The sequence below is a fragment of the Aeromicrobium sp. Leaf245 genome, from assembly GCF_942548115.1.
Lineage (GTDB): Bacteria > Actinomycetota > Actinomycetes > Propionibacteriales > Nocardioidaceae > Aeromicrobium.
The window spans coordinates 3090424-3106754 of sequence record NZ_OW824151.1 but is presented as its reverse complement, the minus strand read 5'-3'; the positions used below and the strand labels follow the sequence as shown (position 1 = coordinate 3106754).

Genomic DNA, 16331 nt, shown 5'->3' with positions numbered 1-16331 from the left:
TACACTGGCGGGCGTGCCTGACTCCACCACGCCGACCGTGACCGCGATCGTCCTCGCCGCCGGCGCCGGGACGCGCATGAGGTCCCGCTCGGCCAAGGTGCTGCACCCCCTGGGCGGGCGCAGCATGGTCGCCCACGCGCTCACGGCGGTCCGCGAGGTCGGCGCCTCGCAGGTCGTCGCGGTCGTGGGCCACGACCGTGAGCAGGTCTCCGCCGCCGTCACCGAGCTGGACGCCGGCGTCGTGCAGGCCGTGCAGGAGCAGCAGAACGGCACGGGGCACGCCGTCCGCGTCGCGCTCGACGCCCTCGACGAGGTCCCCGAGGGCACCGTGCTCATCACCTACGGCGACGTCCCGCTCCTCACGGCCCAGACGCTGTCGGAGCTGCTGCTCGACCACACCCATGCGGGTCGCGCCGTCACGATCCTCACTGCCGAGCTGGACGACCCCAGCGGCTACGGCCGCATCCTGCGCGACGAGCAGGGCGCCGTGGTCGCGATCCGCGAGCACAAGGACGCGACGGACGACGAGCGGGCCGTGCGCGAGGTCAACAGCGGCATCCTCGCCGTCGAGGCCGCATTCCTGGACCACGCCACGCGCAAGCTCGACACCGACAACGCGCAGGGCGAGCTGTACCTCACCGACATCGTCGGCACGGCCGTGCGCGAGGGCCGCCCGGTCGGGGCCCACGTCCTCGAGGACGTGTGGCAGACGGAGGGCGTCAACGACCGGGCCCAGCTGGCCCGCCTCGGCAAGGAGCTCAACCGGCGCACGACCGACCACTGGATGCGCCAGGGCGTCACGATCGTCGACCCCGACACCACGTGGATCGACTCCGACGTCAGCCTCGGCACCGACGTCACGCTGCTGCCCGGCACCCAGCTGCTCGGCGCGACGACCATCGGCGACGGTGCCACGGTCGGGCCCGACACCACGCTGCGCAACGTCGAGGTCGGCGACGACGCCACCGTCGTGCGCACCCACGGCTCCGACGCGGTCGTCGGAGCCGGCGCGAGCGTGGGCCCGTTCGCGTACCTGCGTCCCGGTGCGGTGCTGGGCGACCACGGCAAGATCGGCACCTTCGTGGAGGTCAAGAACTCGACCCTCGGCGAGGGCGCCAAGGTGCCTCACCTCAGCTACGTCGGCGACGCCGACGTCGGCGAGGGGACCAACATCGGTGCCGGCACGATCGTCGCCAACTACGACGGGGTGAACAAGCACCGCACGGTGGTGGGCAAGCACGCCCGCACCGGTTCGGACAACGTGTTCGTCGCCCCCGTGACGATCGGCGACGGTGCCTTCACCGGCGCCGGGACGATCGTGCGGGAGGACGTCCCGTCGGGGGCGCTTGCGGTGAGTGCTGGGACACAGAGGACCATGGACGGGTGGGTGCAGCGCAAGCGGCCGGGCACCCCGTCCGCTGCTGCTGCCGCCGCCGCCGAGGAGCCCGCTGGTGAGTGACCTGCTCAAGAAGACGCCGACGAAGAAGATCATGCTCTTCTCGGGCCGGGCGCACCCCGTGCTCGCCGAGGAGGTCGCGAACCTGCTCGAGGTCCCGCTCGTGCCGACCACGGCGTACGACTTCGCGAACGGTGAGATCTACGTCCGCTTCGACGAGTCGGTCCGCGGCAGCGACGCGTTCGTGATCCAGAGCCACGCGGCCCCGATCAACGAGGCGATCATGGAGCAGCTCATCATGATCGACGCGCTGAAGCGGGCCTCCGCCAAGCGCATCACCGTGATCCTGCCGTTCTACGGCTATGCCCGTCAGGACAAGAAGCACCTCGGCCGCGAGCCGATCTCGGCTCGTCTCATGGCCGACCTGTTCACGGCCGCCGGCGCCGACCGCCTCATGACGGTCGACCTGCACACGGCGCAGATCCAGGGCTACTTCGACGGTCCCGTCGACCACCTGCTGGCCATGCCGATCCTCACGCGCTACGTGAAGAAGAAGTACGGCAAGCAGCCGCTCGCGGTCGTCTCGCCCGACGCCGGTCGCATCAAGGTCGCCGAGTCGTGGGCCAACGCCCTGGGCGGCGCCCCGCTCGCGTTCATCCACAAGACCCGCGACCCGCGCAAGCCGAACGAGTCGAAGGCCAACCGCGTCGTCGGCGAGGTCGAGGGACGGTGCTGCATCCTGGTCGACGACCTCATCGACACCGGCGGCACGATCGTGCAGGCCGCCGAGGCGCTGAAGGCCGACGGCGCCGCCGACGTGGTCATCGCGGCCACGCACCCGGTGTTCTCCGGTCCGGCGGTCGACCGGCTCAAGAACTCGGTGGCCACCGAGGTGGTCGTCACCAACACGCTGCCGCTGAACGACGACCAGCGCTTCGACAAGCTGACCGTGCTGTCGATCGCCCCGCTGCTGGCCCAGGCCACCGCCGCCGTCTTCGAGGACGGCTCGGTCACCAGCCTGTTCAGCTGAGCCGTCGGGTCAGCTGACGCCCGCTGCGGCGGTCGCCGTCGGGGTCGCGCTCGGGGTCGGGGTGGCCGTCGGCGTCGCGCTGGGAGTGGACGTAGCGCTCGGTGTGGGCGTGGGCGTGGCGGACGGCCACGGGAACGCGGGCGAGCGCACCAGCATGAAGGGCTGACCGTCCTCGACCGCGAGCACCTGGCGGCACGTGCTGTCGGGCAGCAGGGGCTGGTTGGCCGCGACCGCCATGCCCTGCCGGGCACTCAGCCCGTTGAGCCGCACCGGCTGCCACTTCTTGTCGACCTCGTCCTCGATCACGATGCTGACGTCGCACGTGGCGGTGGGCAGGGTCCCGCCGACCGTGAACGCGCCGGTCGCGTCGGTCTCGACCTTGCCGTGCTGCACTCCGTTGCCGTCGTAGGCCGAGACCTTCACGCCCTTCGCGGGCATGCCGGTCCTCGCGTCGAGGACACGTCCGCTGAGGCTGCCACCCTTCTGGCCGAGCTTGACCGACGTGTTCAGGGTGCGTCCTGACCTCACCGATCCCGACAGGTTCACGGTGCGGCCGAGGTACCCGTCGGTCCCGGGCACCTGGACGCGGTAGGACCCCGGGTGGAGGCCCTGGACGCTGAACCGGCCCTGGGTGACCTTGACGACCCAGAACTGGCCGGTCGTGCGGTGGACGAGGGTCACCCACGGGCTCGTGGAGATCAAGGTGTTGTCGCCGCGGTAGACGCGACCGACCATCGAGCCGGCCCGGCTCCTGAGCGCGATGTCGACCGACCGGACGACACCGAGGTTGGCTGCGCCCGCAGCGCGTGCCGGTCCGGTCCAGCGCTTGGCGCGGTCGAAGGTGAAGAGGGAGAAGCGCGCGTTCGGCAGGCCGCCGATGGCGTACTGGCCGCGGCTGTTGGCCTTCACCTCGTAGGTGCGGCCGTTGGACCCGGCGGGCACGTTCTCGACCGCGAGGACCCGGGCTCCACCTGCCACCTTCCCGCCGGCGCGGACGGTACCGGTGAAGGCCCCGCCGCGGCGCAGCGTCACGTCGCGCTGCGTCCCCTCGCCGGCCTCGACCGAGACACGGACGTCGACGTCCACGTGCGCCTTCACGTCGTAGCGCGGCCTGGTGTCGGTGAACTGCAGGATGTAGTCGCCGGCGGGCAGGTCGAGGGAGTACGCGGTCCCCTTGGTGCGGACCTCGCGGAGGTAGCCCCACCCGGAGGTGAACACGCGCACCTTGATGCCGGACAGGTAGCGGGTGCTCTTGCCCACGCGCTCCTTGATGTCGCCTGCGACCCATCCGGTCGGCTCGGCGGCGGCCACGGGCGACACGAGCCCCAGCAGCAGGCCGGCGACCGCCAGGACGATGGCGGCGCGCGCGCCACGACGACGTGCGTCGGTGTTCATGACTCCCTCTCCGGTGGCGCGTCCCAGCGCCTGTCTCCCGTCCGGGAGTCTAGGTCCGGGAACGTCGGATCGACCCCGGCCTTGCACGATCTGAAGGTAATCTTGAGCGAAGCCTGAGGGAGGAGCGCGAGTGCAGAGCCGGCGTACGCGACGCCTGGAGATCGTCGGTACGGCCGTCGCCGCCGTCGTCGCCCTCGTCGTCGCCCTGAACCTGGTGGGCGTGCCCGTCCGGCCTCCCTTCTGGCCGGGTGGGGCCCAGGGGTCGAACCCGTTCGACGCGGCCGCCGTGCACGTCGACCCGCAGTCGCAGGCGGCGCGCGCCGCTGCCTCCGCCGCCGGGGACGACGCCAGGATCCTGGGCCGGCTCGCTGCCACCCCCACCGCTGTCTGGCTGACCCCCGAGGCGACGCCGACCGACGTGGTCGAGGAGCACGTGCGGCGCATCGCCGTGCAGGCGCGCGACGAGGACTCGGTCGCGCTCTTCGTCCTCTACGGCATCGCCGACCGTGACTGCAGCGGCCAGGAGTCGGCCGGTGGTCTCCCACCCGACCAGTACCGCGACTGGGTGCAGGCGGCGGCCGACGGCGCCGACGGCATCGGGACCTCCGCCGTGGTGGTCGAGCCGGACGCGCTGGCCGACGCGGGGGAGTGCGCGGACCCCGACGAACGGATCGCGCTGCTCGAGGACGCCGTCACCCGCTTCGTCGACGCGGACGTCACGACCTACCTCGACGCCGGCCACTCGGGGTGGGTCGCACCGGACGAGATGGCCGGTCGTCTCCAGCAGGCCGGGGTGGAGGACGCCCGCGGCTTCTCCACGAACGTCTCGTTCTACGCCGACGACGCCACGGAACGCGCGTACGCCGACGCGGTGGCCGACGCCCTCGGTGGTGGGCACTACGTGATCGACACCGGGCGCAACGGGAACGGGTCCGACGGACAGTGGTGCAACCCTCCGGGCCGGGCCCTCGGCCGCGCGCCCTCGGTCGGCGACGGGCGCCTGGACGCCCATCTCTGGATCAAGCCGCCGGGTGAGAGCGACGGCTCCTGCGGAGGTGGTCCGGCGGCCGGCACGTGGTGGACCGAGCGGGCCCTCGAGCTCGCTCGCGCTGCTGGCTGGTGATCGTGACCCGCAGCGCATTCCTGCGGTTTCAGGGGCGATGGACGCCGTCGTTGCTACGCTCGACCCATGGGAGAGAGTTCTGCACGCCTTGCGGTCGTCATCGAGGATGACGCCGACGTCCGGCACCTCCTGCGCACGATCCTCGTCCGGAGCGGTTTCGAGGTCATCCTGACCAAGGACGGCGCCGAGGGCGTCGAGGCGGTACGCGCCCACGATCCCGAGCTCACCACCCTCGACGTCAACATGCCCGGCATGGACGGCTTCGCGGCCGCCAAGCTGATCCGCGAGTTCAGCTCCACCTACATCATCATGCTCACCGGTCTGGACGACGAGATCGACGTCGTGCAGGGACTCGACTCCGGCGCCGACGACTACCTCGTGAAGCCGTTCCGGCCCCGCGAGCTCCGCGCCCGGATCGAGTCCGTGATGCGTCGCCCGCGTCAGCACGTGACCACCACTGCTGCAGCCGCCGCGACCGACCGGACCAGTCCGGCGCAGCCCCAGCAGTGGGCCCAGCCCGCGGCCGAGCCCACTCGGTCCGACGCGGAGCAGCAGCACCTGCCCCAGCGCGAGGTCGCGCCGTCGCCCGCTGCTCATCATGCCGTCGCCCAGCAGGCAGCAGCCCAGCACGCAGCGCCGCAGACCCACCCTCCTCACTCGTCCGCGCACCCGGTGCACTCGGCTCCGGCAGCGCCGCCCTCCGCCGGTGGCTGGTCCTCCGCGGGTCGCGTGGGCGTCGCCCACGCCCCCTCCGTGAGCGCGGGTGCCGCTGCAGCCCCCGCCACCGGTGCGGACGCCTGGCTCCGCTCCAACGGACTCGCCGTCAACGTGGACACGCGGACGGTCGTGGTCGACGGACGCAACGCCGACCTCACCCGGACCGAGTTCGACCTCGTCGCCTCGCTGCTGACGACCGGACGCCGTGTGCGGAGCAAGGCCGACCTCGTCCTCACGCTGCGCGGCCAGAACTACGTCACGACCTACTTCGTGAACGAGGCCGACAAGCGCGCCGTCGAGGTGCACATGGCCAACATCCGTCGCAAGCTCGGCGACTCCAGCACCACGCCGCGCTGGATCGAGACCGTGCGGGGCGTCGGCTACCGCATGGCCGAGGACGGCTGAGCCGGACGTAGGGCGCGAGCCCCCGGAGGAACCCGCGCCCGCAACGCCTGGCGTGGCGCCGTCAGTTGGCGTTGATCGGGATCTTCTGGGCCTCGGTCGGCTTCTTCGAGGCGAAGATCGCGATGGGGACCTCCTGGGTCACCAGCTCGGGCTCGTACTCGTCGCTGCCGCGTGACTTCTGGATCCAGACCGTCGCGCTGAAGGTGAGCGTGACGCCCTGGGTGTCGGCGGCCAGCGGGCCGATCTTCTGGTTGCGCAGCTCGAACGCGCCCTTGGGCGAGGTGATGAGCATGCCGTACTTCGTCGAGACCGGCTGCGGGTCGAAGGTGATCTTCTTCGCCTCCTCGTCGAGCTCGTAGGGGTTCTCGACGGCACCGGAGGGCGTGGTGGTCGCCGACGTCACCTCGATGCGGTCGAGGTAGACCTTGCGCTTCTTGCTGAACTTGTCGCGGAGCTTGCGGGACAGGTCGTAGGACTGGAGCGTGAAGGAGAAGTACTTGTCGCCGCCGGGGTACCACTCGTTGGTGCGCGGCGTCGACTTGGTCGGCCAGATCGTGTAGACGAAGTCCATCGAGCCGACCTTGACGTGCGACTGGAACGTGCCGTCACGGGTGAACTGAGAGTCGAAGGCCGCGGTGGCCGAGGCCGTCGGCGCGGGCTCGTCGGCCTGTGGCGCGTCCTCCTTCAGGACGCCGCACGAGGAGAGCACGAGGGCGAGGGCGACGGCGGTCACGACGGCGGCGAGGGGCCGGCGGGCGCGACGGGACGGGCGGGGCTGAGCGCTGGTCACGAGAGGTTTCCTTCGGGAAGCAGGGGTGCGAGGTGGTGGTCGGTCGGGCGCTCACACCGTGTAGCCACGGTAGTTGCGCAGGATCTTGATGCCCATCCAGAAGGTCTGGGACACGGTGATGACGCCGAGGATCGGCCAGCCGACGGCGAGCACGTCGGACCTCAACCCGATGGGCAGCTGCATCCACGCGGCGGCGGCGGCCGCGAACACGAGCAGCGCGATGGCGAAGGGGTACAGGTAGCTGTTGCCCGAGCCGCGCTCGGCCTTCGCCTGCGCCGCCCAGTTGTCGGTCTGCTTGCGGCTCGCGAACTTCGTCCACGCGCGCACGAAGTGCCCGATCCGGATCCACATGTAGATCTCGGCGGGCAGCAGCAGCACGGCGAAGAGGATGTCCCGCCGGTGGCCGTAGTGCATGGAGCGGGCGACCCGGTAGTTGAGCAGGATCGCGACGACCGGTGGGATCAGCCACCACGGGCTGAACACGAAGGCGTCGATCGACAGGCTGGCGAGCAGCAGGGAGAAGAACATGGCGCGCGTGATGATGTTGAGCACCATCGAGAGGTGCTCGAACCAGCGCAGCCGCAGGTTGGGGTGGAAGGGCTGTCCCTTCGTGTCACCGCGCTGGCCCGGCCACATCAGCTCGATCGCGCCGAAGTTCCACTTCACCTGCTGGGCGTCGAGGGCGCGCAGCGTGTTCATGCCACCCACGTGGGCGCGGGCGGTGGCGCTGATCTTCGTCAGGTAGCCGGCGCTCTTGATCTGCAGCGACAGCAGGGAGTCCTCGACCTCGCTGTCCTTGACCCAGGGCGCGCGCTGGTGGGTGAGCGTCATGACGTCGCGCAGCGCCTGCGTGGAGAAGATGGAGAACTGCCCGCCGAGGACGGCCATGTTCCGGCCGCGCAACAGGTTCTGCATGTTGAAGGCGGCGAACTGGGCGCGCTGCCCGGCGGTGAGGAACTTGGCCATGGCGGTCGGCAGGGCGCTGTCGTCGATGCTGTAGATCGCGGAGATGCCGCCGATGCGGTCGTCGCTCATGATCTCGTCGACGAGGTCCTTGATCGCGGTCGGCTCGGGCGTGGTGTCACCGTCGACGCCGATGATGTAGTCGCAGCCCTCCGCCAGGAAGAAGCCGTAGTTGAGCGCGCCGACCTTCTTGTCGGGGTTCTCGCCGATGTCGTGCACGAAGATCTCGACCAGCTGGGTGCCCTCCGGACGGTCCAGCACGTGCTGCCCGGCGTAGTGGCCGGCGATCTCCACGGTCTCGTCGGTCGTGTTGTTCACGACGACGTGGATCACGTCGGGCAGACGGGTCTGCACGAGCAGGGCATCCAGGACGGAGGCGATCGTCTCGGCCTCGTTGTACGAGGGGACGACGCACGCCACGGTGGCGCGGGGCTTGATGCTCCCGGCCACCTCCTCGACGGCAGCGCCGAGCGCGCGGTGCAACGCCTCGGGTGAGGCGTCGAAGGCGAGGGGGTGGCGGTCCATGGGTCCGCTGGGGTCGTACGACACTGAGGGCTCCTGCAGGGATCGGTCGGTCCGACCAGCCTGGTGCCTCACGCTCAGGTTTCGCCTCGGTGCGTGATCAAGGTCTGCTCAAGATTGCCTCAAGCGTGTCGAGCAGCCTCCGCCGCCGTCATCAGCGCGGTCAGGTCGGCGCGTGACGTGTAGGTGTCCGCCGTGCCCAGCAGCACCGGGACCGGGACGTCCTGCGGCTGGTCCGGCTCCGTGGACCTCGTGTAGAGGGCGTGCTCGACGGCCGCGGCCATCTCGGCCGCACGCTCGGGTGAGTCCGCCGGTGCGAGGACGGCGAACCGGCCGACGCCCAGGTATCCCAGCACCGACCAGGCGGGCACGTGCCGGCGCAGGGTGTCGGCCAGCGTGGAGAGGGCCAGGTCGCCGCCACGCCGACCGAAGGCCTCGTTCAGCTCCGCGAGGTCCGTCACCTCGGCCAGCAGGAGGGCGGCATGCCCGCCGCGCAGCTCCAGCCGACCGAGCCGGTCGGACGCGGCCTCCAGGAACTGGCCGCGGGAGTGCACGCCGAACGCACGTCCCGTGCCGTGGTCCTCGGACCACCACGCGCCGTCCCGCTCGGCGCGCATCGACACCAGCAGCTGCAGGCCGACCGTGGTCGCGACCACCAGGAACGTCGCCGGGAGCAAGGTGGAGCCGTCGTCGCCTCGGTGGACGAGGGAGTTGATCGTCGCGGCGGCGGCGAAGAGGCCGAGGACGACCTGCAGGAGGCTGACGTTGACATTCAGGCGCATGGGTCCGCGGTGCAGCTCCACGATGGTGGCGACCGCGAAGCCCGAGGCCGCGAGGTAGCCCGACGGGATGACGGCCGACCCGGCGGCGGAGAGGGCGAACCAGGCGACCAGCACGACGGCGGCGACCAGCAGGGGTGCTGCCGGCAGGGGAGTCGCGCCCCGGAACCAACGCACGCCCGACCACATCAGGCCCAAGGTCATCACGGCACACGCCGCCCCCGCGGCCTCCACTTCGACCGTCCGCACGAATACCTGGTCGATGAGCGGGGCGAGACCCGCACCCAGGGCCGCCATGAGGCTTCCGCACCACAGCCGGTTGGCCGGATCGTTGTGCCGCAGGGCGGTCGTCAGCGCGAACGGCACCGCGACCGCGAGGAAGACCGTGAGGGTCCCGGCGAGGAACAGCTCGGACGAGGTCATCAGGCCACGTCCTGCTCCGCCGACGAGACGTCGGCGGAGGCGGGCAGCCAGACCGAGACCGTGGTGCCCTGCTCGGGCCGGCTGCGGATGTCGATGACGCCGCCGTGCGCCTCGACGATCTGTTGCGCGATGCTCAGCCCGAGGCCTGTGCCCTGCACGCCGGAGTCACGCGCGCCCCTCGTTCGGTAGAAGCGGGTGAAGAGCGCCTGCAGCTCGTCCTCGGTCATGCCGTGGCCGGTGTCGGCGACGACGATCTCCACCCCCGGGACCGCGGGGGCTCCGTGGGGCGACCCGGCGCCGCCGTCGGCCTCGACCGGTCGAGGCCGCGTCACCTCGCGGACCGACACCTCGATGGTGCCGTCGTACCGGTTGTACTTCACGGCGTTGGTGAGCAGGTTGTCCACGACCTGGCGCAGACGCAGCGGATCGGCAGCGATGTCGATCTCGGTGGCGGCGTCGACGCGGACCGTGACCAGACGTTCGGTGGCCACGGGACGGACGCCCTCGACCGCCTGCCGGACCACCGCGCTGGGGGTGCAGGACTCGCGCACGATCCTGAGGGGGACGCCCGGGGTGCGGCTGCGGGCGGTCAGGAAGTCTCGCGAGAGCGCCAGCATGCGCTCGGTGTTCTCGAGCGCGACCTCCATCAGCTCGCGCGCCTCGTCGCCGAGGTCGGGCTCGGCGAGGGCGAGCTCCAGGTAGCCGAGGGCCGACGTGAGAGGCGTCTTGATCTCGTGGGACACGGCCGCCACGGCGTCGTCGCGCGCCTGCTCGTCGGCCAGCTCGCGGCTCACGTCACGGGCGACCACGACGTACCGCTCCGACCGGTGGCTGGCCACCCGACGCACGCTCACGTGGAGCGGTACCTGCGAAGGCCCGGGATGGCCGAGGCGCACCAGGGCGCGCTCGACCTCCTCGCCCGCCCGCGAGAGCGTGAGCGGGTGGGACCGGGAGTCCAGGGGGGTGGTGCCGTCCGCGAGGTAGAACGGCCCGTCGCGCACGACCGACGCGGCGTCGACCGCGCCGATGCGACGGGCCAGGTCCTCGGCGGCACGGTTGGCCGACGTGGTGCCGTCGGCGTTGAACGTCACCACTACGAAGTCGACCACGTCGAGCACCTCCGCGAGCACCCGCTCCTGGGTGCGCGCCGAGTCCAGCGCCGACCCGACGAGCCGGGTCTGGGCCTCCAGGAGGCGACGCTGCGCGACGTTCCGCCGGGTCCAGCGGCTTCCCGCCCACGACGACATGCACAGGAGCAGGCCGAGGTTGAGCACCGTCGCCACGCCGGCCCGCCAGGGCTGGTCGCCGTTCAGGTCCTTGACGGCCTGGGCCGTGAGCAGTCCGACGAGGCTCGCCGAGAGCACGATGACACGCGGAGGCGTCGGCAGCTGGACGGCGACCCAGGCCACCGGGAGGACGGCGAGGACGAAGAAGCCCGACCCCGGTGCGGCGAAGAACAGCAGGCTGCACACCACGACGTCGAGCAGGCAGATCAGGGTCGCCGCGACCACGGTGGCGCCGCGACGCTCGATGCCGAGCGAGCCGAGCAGGGCCGACAGGATCGCCGTGAACCCGGCCAGGACGGCACCGACGGTGAAGACCGCGGGGTGCGCGGGCAGCGACGTGGCGATCGCGGCGACGACCGGGAAGGCGAGGGCCGTGAGGAAGAGGAACTGCGCAGCGAAGACCTCGCTGGGCGCGACCTGGGGCTGTGCCTCGTGGAGCGGTGCCTCGTGGGGTGGGGCGTCGTCGCCCGACGTGACCCGTCCCGAACGTCCCGGGAAGGTCGGCATCAGCATGGGGAAACCCTAGCAATTCCAGGCCGGGCGCGAGGGCGCTTCGGCCGAGGTCGACCTGGTGCGGGCGGTGGCCGATTTCACCGGCGAGGACCGGCTGCGGTAGGCTGCGGCAGTTGCCTCGGCGAGGGTCGGCCCGTCCGACCGTGATCGACAGGGCGCTCCACGGAGTGTCGTGTTCGAGCGCCTGTCGCGACGTCCCGGCCGTCGACGCGGCCGCCCCACACGTCTTCCCGCACCACCACCCCCAGGAGCTTCCCGTGGCCGAGATCAAGATCCCCGCAGAGACCCGCACCGAGTTCGGCAAGGGCGCTGCCCGTCGCATCCGTCGCGCCGACCAGGTGCCCGCCGTGCTGTACGGGCACGGCAGCGACCCGGTGCACGTCACCCTGCCGGGCCACGCGCTCATGCTCGCGTTGAAGAACAGCAACGCACTGCTCTCCATCGCGCTGGGCTCGACCACCCACCTCGCGATCCCCAAGCAGGTCCAGCGCGACCCGCTCAAGGGCTTCATCGAGCACGCCGACCTGCTCATCGTCAAGAAGGGCGAGAAGGTCACCGTCGACGTCCCCGTGCACGTCGAGGGCGAGGCCGCGCCCGGCACCCTCGTGGTGCTCGAGAACGCGAGCGTCTCCCTCGAGGCCGAGGCCACGGCCATCCCGGAGTCGGTCGAGGTGTCCGTCGAGGGCCTCGAGGTCGGCGCCCAGGTGCTCGCCTCCGACCTCACGCTGCCCGAGGGCTCGACCCTCGTCGTCGACGACGAGCTGCTCATCGTCAACGTGACCGCTGCGCCCACCGCCGAGGAGGTCGAGGCCGAGCTGGAGGAGGCCGAGGCCGAGGCCGGCATCGAGCGTGACGAGTCCGACGAGGAGGCCGCCGAGGCCGCCGAGGGTGACGACGCCGAGGCGCCTGCCGAGGACGCCGACTCCGAGTCGTGACCTGGCTGGTCGTGGGGCTCGGGAACCCGGGCCCCACGTACGCCGCCACCCGGCACAACGTGGGCTACCTCGTGGCCGACGTGCTCGCCGACCGCATGGGCGGTCGGTTCAAGGCCCACACGTCCGGCCGCGCCGAGGTGGTCGAGGGCCGGCTCGCCGGCGAGCGCGCCGTGCTCGGTCGGGCCCGCTCGTACATGAACGAGAGCGGCGGACCGGTCAAGACCCTGACGTCGTACTTCGACGTCGAGCCCGAGCACCTCGTGGTGGTCCACGACGAGCTCGACATCGACTTCGGTGCTCTCCGTCTGAAGCTCGGTGGAGGCGACAACGGCCACAACGGGCTGAAGTCGATCCGTCAGTCGATCGGCACCGGCGACTTCCACCGGGTCCGCGTGGGCATCGGTCGTCCGCCCGGTCGCCAGAGCGTGCACGACTTCGTGCTGAAGCCGTACTCGTCCACCGAGCGCAAGGAGCTCCCGGTGCTGCTGGAGGAGGCGGCCGACGCCGTCGAGAGCCTCCTCACGCGAGGACTATCCGAGACGCAGAGCGCGTTCAACCGGTAGATGGACCTCCACGCACTGCTCTCGCCCCACCTGGCCGGGTCGCTCGCCGACGTCGTGTCGCAGCGCCCGCGCACCGTCACCCTGCAGGGACCGGCCGCGCTGCGCCCCTTCGTGGCACGTGCCGCGGCCGACGCCTCCACCGTCCTCGCCGTCACCCCCACGGCCCGCGAGGCCGACGAGCTCGCCGCTGACCTCTCGGTGCTGCTCGGTGACGACGCCGTGGTGGTGTACCCGGCGTGGGAGACCCTTCCGCACGAACGGCTGTCGCCGCGCTCCGACACCGTGGGCCGACGGCTCGCCGTCCTGCGGCGGCTGGCCCACCCCGGCGCCGGCGCGCCGCCCGTGCGCGTGGTGGTGGCGCCGGTGCGGTCGATCCTCCAGCCGCAGGTGGCCGGCCTGGCCGACCTCACCCCGGTCGAGCTGGTGGTCGGTCAGCAGGCCCCGCTCGACGACGTGGTGCGCGACCTGGCTGCCGCCGCCTACGTGCGGGTCGACCTCGTGGAGCGTCGCGGCGAGTTCGCGGTGCGCGGCGGCATCGTCGACGTCTTCCCGCCCACCGAGGACCACCCGCTCCGCATCGACTTCTGGGGCGACGAGGTCGAGGAGATCCGGTGGTTCTCCGTCGCGGACCAGCGCACCACCGACGCGGTGGAGCGCCTCTGGGCGCCGCCGTGCCGTGAGCTGCTGCTGACCGACGAGGTGCGCGGCCGCGCGGCGGCCCTGGCGACGGAGCACCCGGCGCTCGCCGAGCTGTTCGGCAAGGTGGCGGAGGGGCACGCCGTCGAGGGCATGGAGTCGCTGGCCCCGGTGCTCGTGGACGAGCTGGAGCTCCTCGTCGAGGTGCTCCCCTCCGATGCCGTGGTCGTCGTCAACGACCCCGAGAAGGTGCGGGCGCGTGCGGCCGACCTGAATGCGACGAACGAGGAGTTCCTGCAGGCGTCGTGGGCGGCCGCGGCCACCGGCGCCGCCGCTCCCATCGACCTCGGCGCGGCCGCGTTCAAGGAGCTGGAGGAGGTTCGCGCCGTCGCCCTGGCGCGTGGCCTGGCGTGGTGGAACCTGTCCCCGTTCGGTCTGGACGACGAGGACACCGTGGTCGTGCCCGCCGAGGCGGCGCCGCTGTACCGCGGCGACACCGAGCAGGCCGTCGCCGACGTCCGGGGCTGGTTGGCCGACGGCCGGTTCGTCGTCGTGGCCGCGCCGGCCGCCGGGCAGGCCCAGCGCACGGTCGAGTGGCTGGCCGAGCACGACGTGCCCGCCGCACTCGTGGACGGGGACACCCCGGCGCCGGAGGCGGGGAGCGGTGTCGTGGCCGTGCTCGTCGCCGACGTGGACCACGGGCTCGTCGCCGCGAAGGCCGTCCTGCTCACCCACGACGACCTCGTGGCCCAGCGGGCCGCCGAGCGCCCCGACCGCTCGAGCATGCCCGTGCGCCGCCGCAAGCAGGTCGACCCGCTCGAGCTCAAGGCGGGCGACCACGTCGTGCACGAGCAGCACGGTGTGGGTCGGTACGTCGAGCTGGTCAACCGCACGATCCAGGGCGCGGCCCGCGAGTACCTCGTGATCGAGTACGCCCCCAGCAAGCGCGGACAGCCCGGTGACCGGTTGTTCGTGCCCATGGACCAGCTGGACCTCGTCAGCCGCTACGTCGGCGGCGAGAGCCCCAGCCTGGACAAGCTGGGCGGCGCGGACTGGACGGCGCGCAAGAACAAGGCGCGCAAGGCCGTCCGACAGATCGCCGGCGAGCTGATCAAGCTCTACGCGGCACGGCAGTCCACGAAGGGTCACGCCTTCGGCCCCGACACGCCGTGGCAGGCCGAGCTCGAGGACGCCTTCGCCTTCGTCGAGACGCCCGACCAGCTCATCACGATCGACGAGGTCAAGCGCGACATGGAGCGGCAGGTCCCCATGGACCGGCTCGTCTGCGGCGACGTCGGCTACGGCAAGACCGAGATCGCGGTGCGCGCGGCGTTCAAGGCCATCCAGGACGGCAAGCAGGTGATCCTGCTGGTCCCGACCACCCTGCTCGTGCAGCAGCACTACGCCACCTTCGCCGAGCGCTTCGGCCAGTTCCCGGTCACGATCAAGCCGCTGTCGCGGTTCCAGACCGAGAAGGAGTCGCAGGCCACGCTCGACGGCCTGGCCGACGGCAGCGTCGACCTCGTGGTCGGCACCCACCGCCTGCTGCAGCCCGGTGTCCGCATCAAGGACCTCGGACTCGTCATCGTCGACGAGGAGCAGCGGTTCGGCGTCGAGCACAAGGAGGCCCTCAAGCACCTGCGGGCGGCCGTCGACGTGCTGGCCATGTCGGCCACCCCGATCCCGCGCACCCTCGAGATGGCGGTCACGGGGATCCGCGAGATGTCCACCATCGCCACGCCTCCGGAGGAGCGGCACCCGGTGCTGTCCTTCGTCGGCGCCTACGACGACAAGCAGGTCGCCGCGGCGATCCGGCGCGAGCTGCTGCGCGAGGGCCAGGCGTTCTTCATCCACAACCGGGTGCAGTCGATCGACAAGGTCGTCCGACGGCTCGGCGAGCTCGTGCCCGAGGCACGCATCGCGGCCGCGCACGGCCAGATGGGTGAGCACCAGCTCGAGAAGGTGATGGTCGACTTCTGGGAGAAGCGCTACGACGTGCTCGTCTGCACGACCATCGTGGAGTCCGGCCTCGACGTCTCCAACGCCAACACCATGATCATCGAGCGGTCCGACACCCTCGGCCTGTCGCAGCTGCACCAGCTCCGCGGCCGCGTGGGCCGAGGGCGCGAGCGCGCCTACGCCTACTTCCTGTACCCGCCCGACAAGCCGCTCACCGAGACCGCGCACGACCGCCTGGCCACCATCGCCCAGCACTCCGAGCTCGGCGGCGGCATGCAGGTGGCCATGAAGGACCTCGAGATCCGCGGCGCCGGCAACCTGCTCGGCGGGGAGCAGTCAGGGCACATCGCCGACGTCGGGTTCGACCTCTACGTCCGGCTCGTCGGCGAGGCGGTCGCGGAGTTCCGCGGCGAGGGCGAGGCCGGACCCCAGGGTGCGCGCGAGGTCAAGCTCGAGCTCCCGGTCGAGGCCCACCTCCCGCACGACTACGTGCCGAGCGAGCGGCTGCGTCTGGAGATGTACAAGCGTCTGGCCGACGTCCGTTCCCTCGACGACGTCGCCGAGCTGCGTGCCGAGCTGGTGGACCGCTACGGCGAGCCGCCGGAGGTCGCCGAGGTGCTGCTCGACGTCGCGCGGCTGCGGGTCGCGGTGCGTGCTGCCGGCCTCACCGAGGTCACCTCCGCCGGGTCGCAGATCCGCTTCGGTGGGCTCTCCCTCCCGGAGTCGGCGCAGATGCGTCTGCGTCGGGTGTACCCGAAGAGCATCTACAAGCCGGCCACCGACGTGGCCCTCGTCCCGGCGCCGCGCACGGCGCCCGTGGGCGGTCGTCCGCTGCGGGGGCGCGAGCTCCTCGAGTGGGTCGACACCGTGGTGCAGACGCTCGTCGCCTGAGCAGG

The 16331-nt window shown here is 71.6% G+C and carries 12 protein-coding genes; 7 read left to right on the top strand and 5 right to left on the bottom strand.

Translation table 11 applies throughout. The annotated features are described in order from the left end of the window. The first annotated feature begins 13 nt into the window (after positions 1-13). Both glmU and NBW76_RS15155 read left to right on the top strand, forming a co-directional pair. On the top strand, positions 14-1459 hold the full coding sequence (gene glmU, locus NBW76_RS15160; protein ID WP_255353959.1) for a bifunctional UDP-N-acetylglucosamine diphosphorylase/glucosamine-1-phosphate N-acetyltransferase GlmU: 1446 nt from the start codon (positions 14-16) through the stop codon (positions 1457-1459). Position 1460: 1 nt separating this feature from the next. After that, positions 1461-2426: a ribose-phosphate diphosphokinase gene (locus tag NBW76_RS15155; RefSeq protein ID WP_082481700.1), complete on the top strand. Its 966-nt coding sequence runs from the start codon at positions 1461-1463 to the stop codon at positions 2424-2426. Between the two features lie 9 nt (positions 2427-2435). Here the strand turns inward: NBW76_RS15155 and NBW76_RS15150 are convergent, their stop codons facing one another. Beyond that, positions 2436-3821, bottom strand: coding sequence for a collagen binding domain-containing protein (locus tag NBW76_RS15150; RefSeq protein ID WP_055968988.1), 1386 nt, complete (start codon positions 3819-3821; stop codon positions 2436-2438). Between the two features lie 130 nt (positions 3822-3951). Between NBW76_RS15150 and NBW76_RS15145 the strand changes: the two genes are divergently transcribed. Then, the gene (locus NBW76_RS15145; protein ID WP_056552450.1) at positions 3952-4944 is read left to right on the top strand and encodes a glycoside hydrolase family 6 protein; all 993 of its coding nucleotides are present in this window, start codon (positions 3952-3954) and stop codon (positions 4942-4944) included. Positions 4945-5010: 66 nt separating this feature from the next. Next, entirely contained in the window at positions 5011-6066 is a 1056-nt protein-coding gene (locus NBW76_RS15140; RefSeq protein WP_056552449.1) for a response regulator transcription factor, read from the top strand. A gap of 61 nt (positions 6067-6127) precedes the next feature. Here the strand turns inward: NBW76_RS15140 and NBW76_RS15135 are convergent, their stop codons facing one another. The 4 genes from NBW76_RS15135 to NBW76_RS15120 form a co-directional block, all read right to left on the bottom strand. Beyond that, positions 6128-6856: a hypothetical protein gene (locus NBW76_RS15135; protein WP_056552445.1), complete on the bottom strand. Its 729-nt coding sequence runs from the start codon at positions 6854-6856 to the stop codon at positions 6128-6130. A gap of 51 nt (positions 6857-6907) precedes the next feature. Next, on the bottom strand, positions 6908-8344 hold the full coding sequence (locus NBW76_RS15130; protein WP_082481215.1) for a glycosyltransferase: 1437 nt from the start codon (positions 8342-8344) through the stop codon (positions 6908-6910). A gap of 119 nt (positions 8345-8463) precedes the next feature. Then, a complete protein-coding gene (locus NBW76_RS15125; RefSeq protein WP_056552440.1) occupies positions 8464-9543 on the bottom strand; it encodes a diguanylate cyclase domain-containing protein in 1080 nt (359 codons plus the stop codon). Continuing rightward, positions 9543-11342 carry a cell wall metabolism sensor histidine kinase WalK gene (locus NBW76_RS15120; RefSeq protein ID WP_056552439.1) on the bottom strand — a complete coding sequence of 600 codons (1800 nt, stop codon included), beginning with the start codon at positions 11340-11342 and terminating at the stop codon, positions 9543-9545. Before NBW76_RS15120 ends, NBW76_RS15125 begins: the two co-directional genes overlap by 1 nt. A gap of 257 nt (positions 11343-11599) precedes the next feature. On the opposite strand from NBW76_RS15120, the gene NBW76_RS15115 reads away from it, so the two are divergent. The 3 genes from NBW76_RS15115 to mfd are packed head-to-tail and all read left to right on the top strand — an operon-like array spanning position 11600 to position 16326. Continuing rightward, positions 11600-12277 (top strand): 50S ribosomal protein L25/general stress protein Ctc, encoded by a 678-nt coding sequence (locus tag NBW76_RS15115; RefSeq protein ID WP_056552436.1) that lies wholly within the window; start codon positions 11600-11602, stop codon positions 12275-12277. Next, positions 12274-12840, top strand: a complete 567-nt coding sequence (gene pth / locus NBW76_RS15110) for an aminoacyl-tRNA hydrolase (protein ID WP_055968966.1) — start codon at positions 12274-12276, stop codon at positions 12838-12840. Before NBW76_RS15115 ends, pth begins: the two co-directional genes overlap by 4 nt. After that, positions 12841-16326 carry a transcription-repair coupling factor gene (mfd, locus tag NBW76_RS15105; RefSeq protein ID WP_056552430.1) on the top strand — a complete coding sequence of 1162 codons (3486 nt, stop codon included), beginning with the start codon at positions 12841-12843 and terminating at the stop codon, positions 16324-16326. It begins immediately after the preceding gene. The last annotated feature ends 5 nt before the right edge of the window (positions 16327-16331 follow it).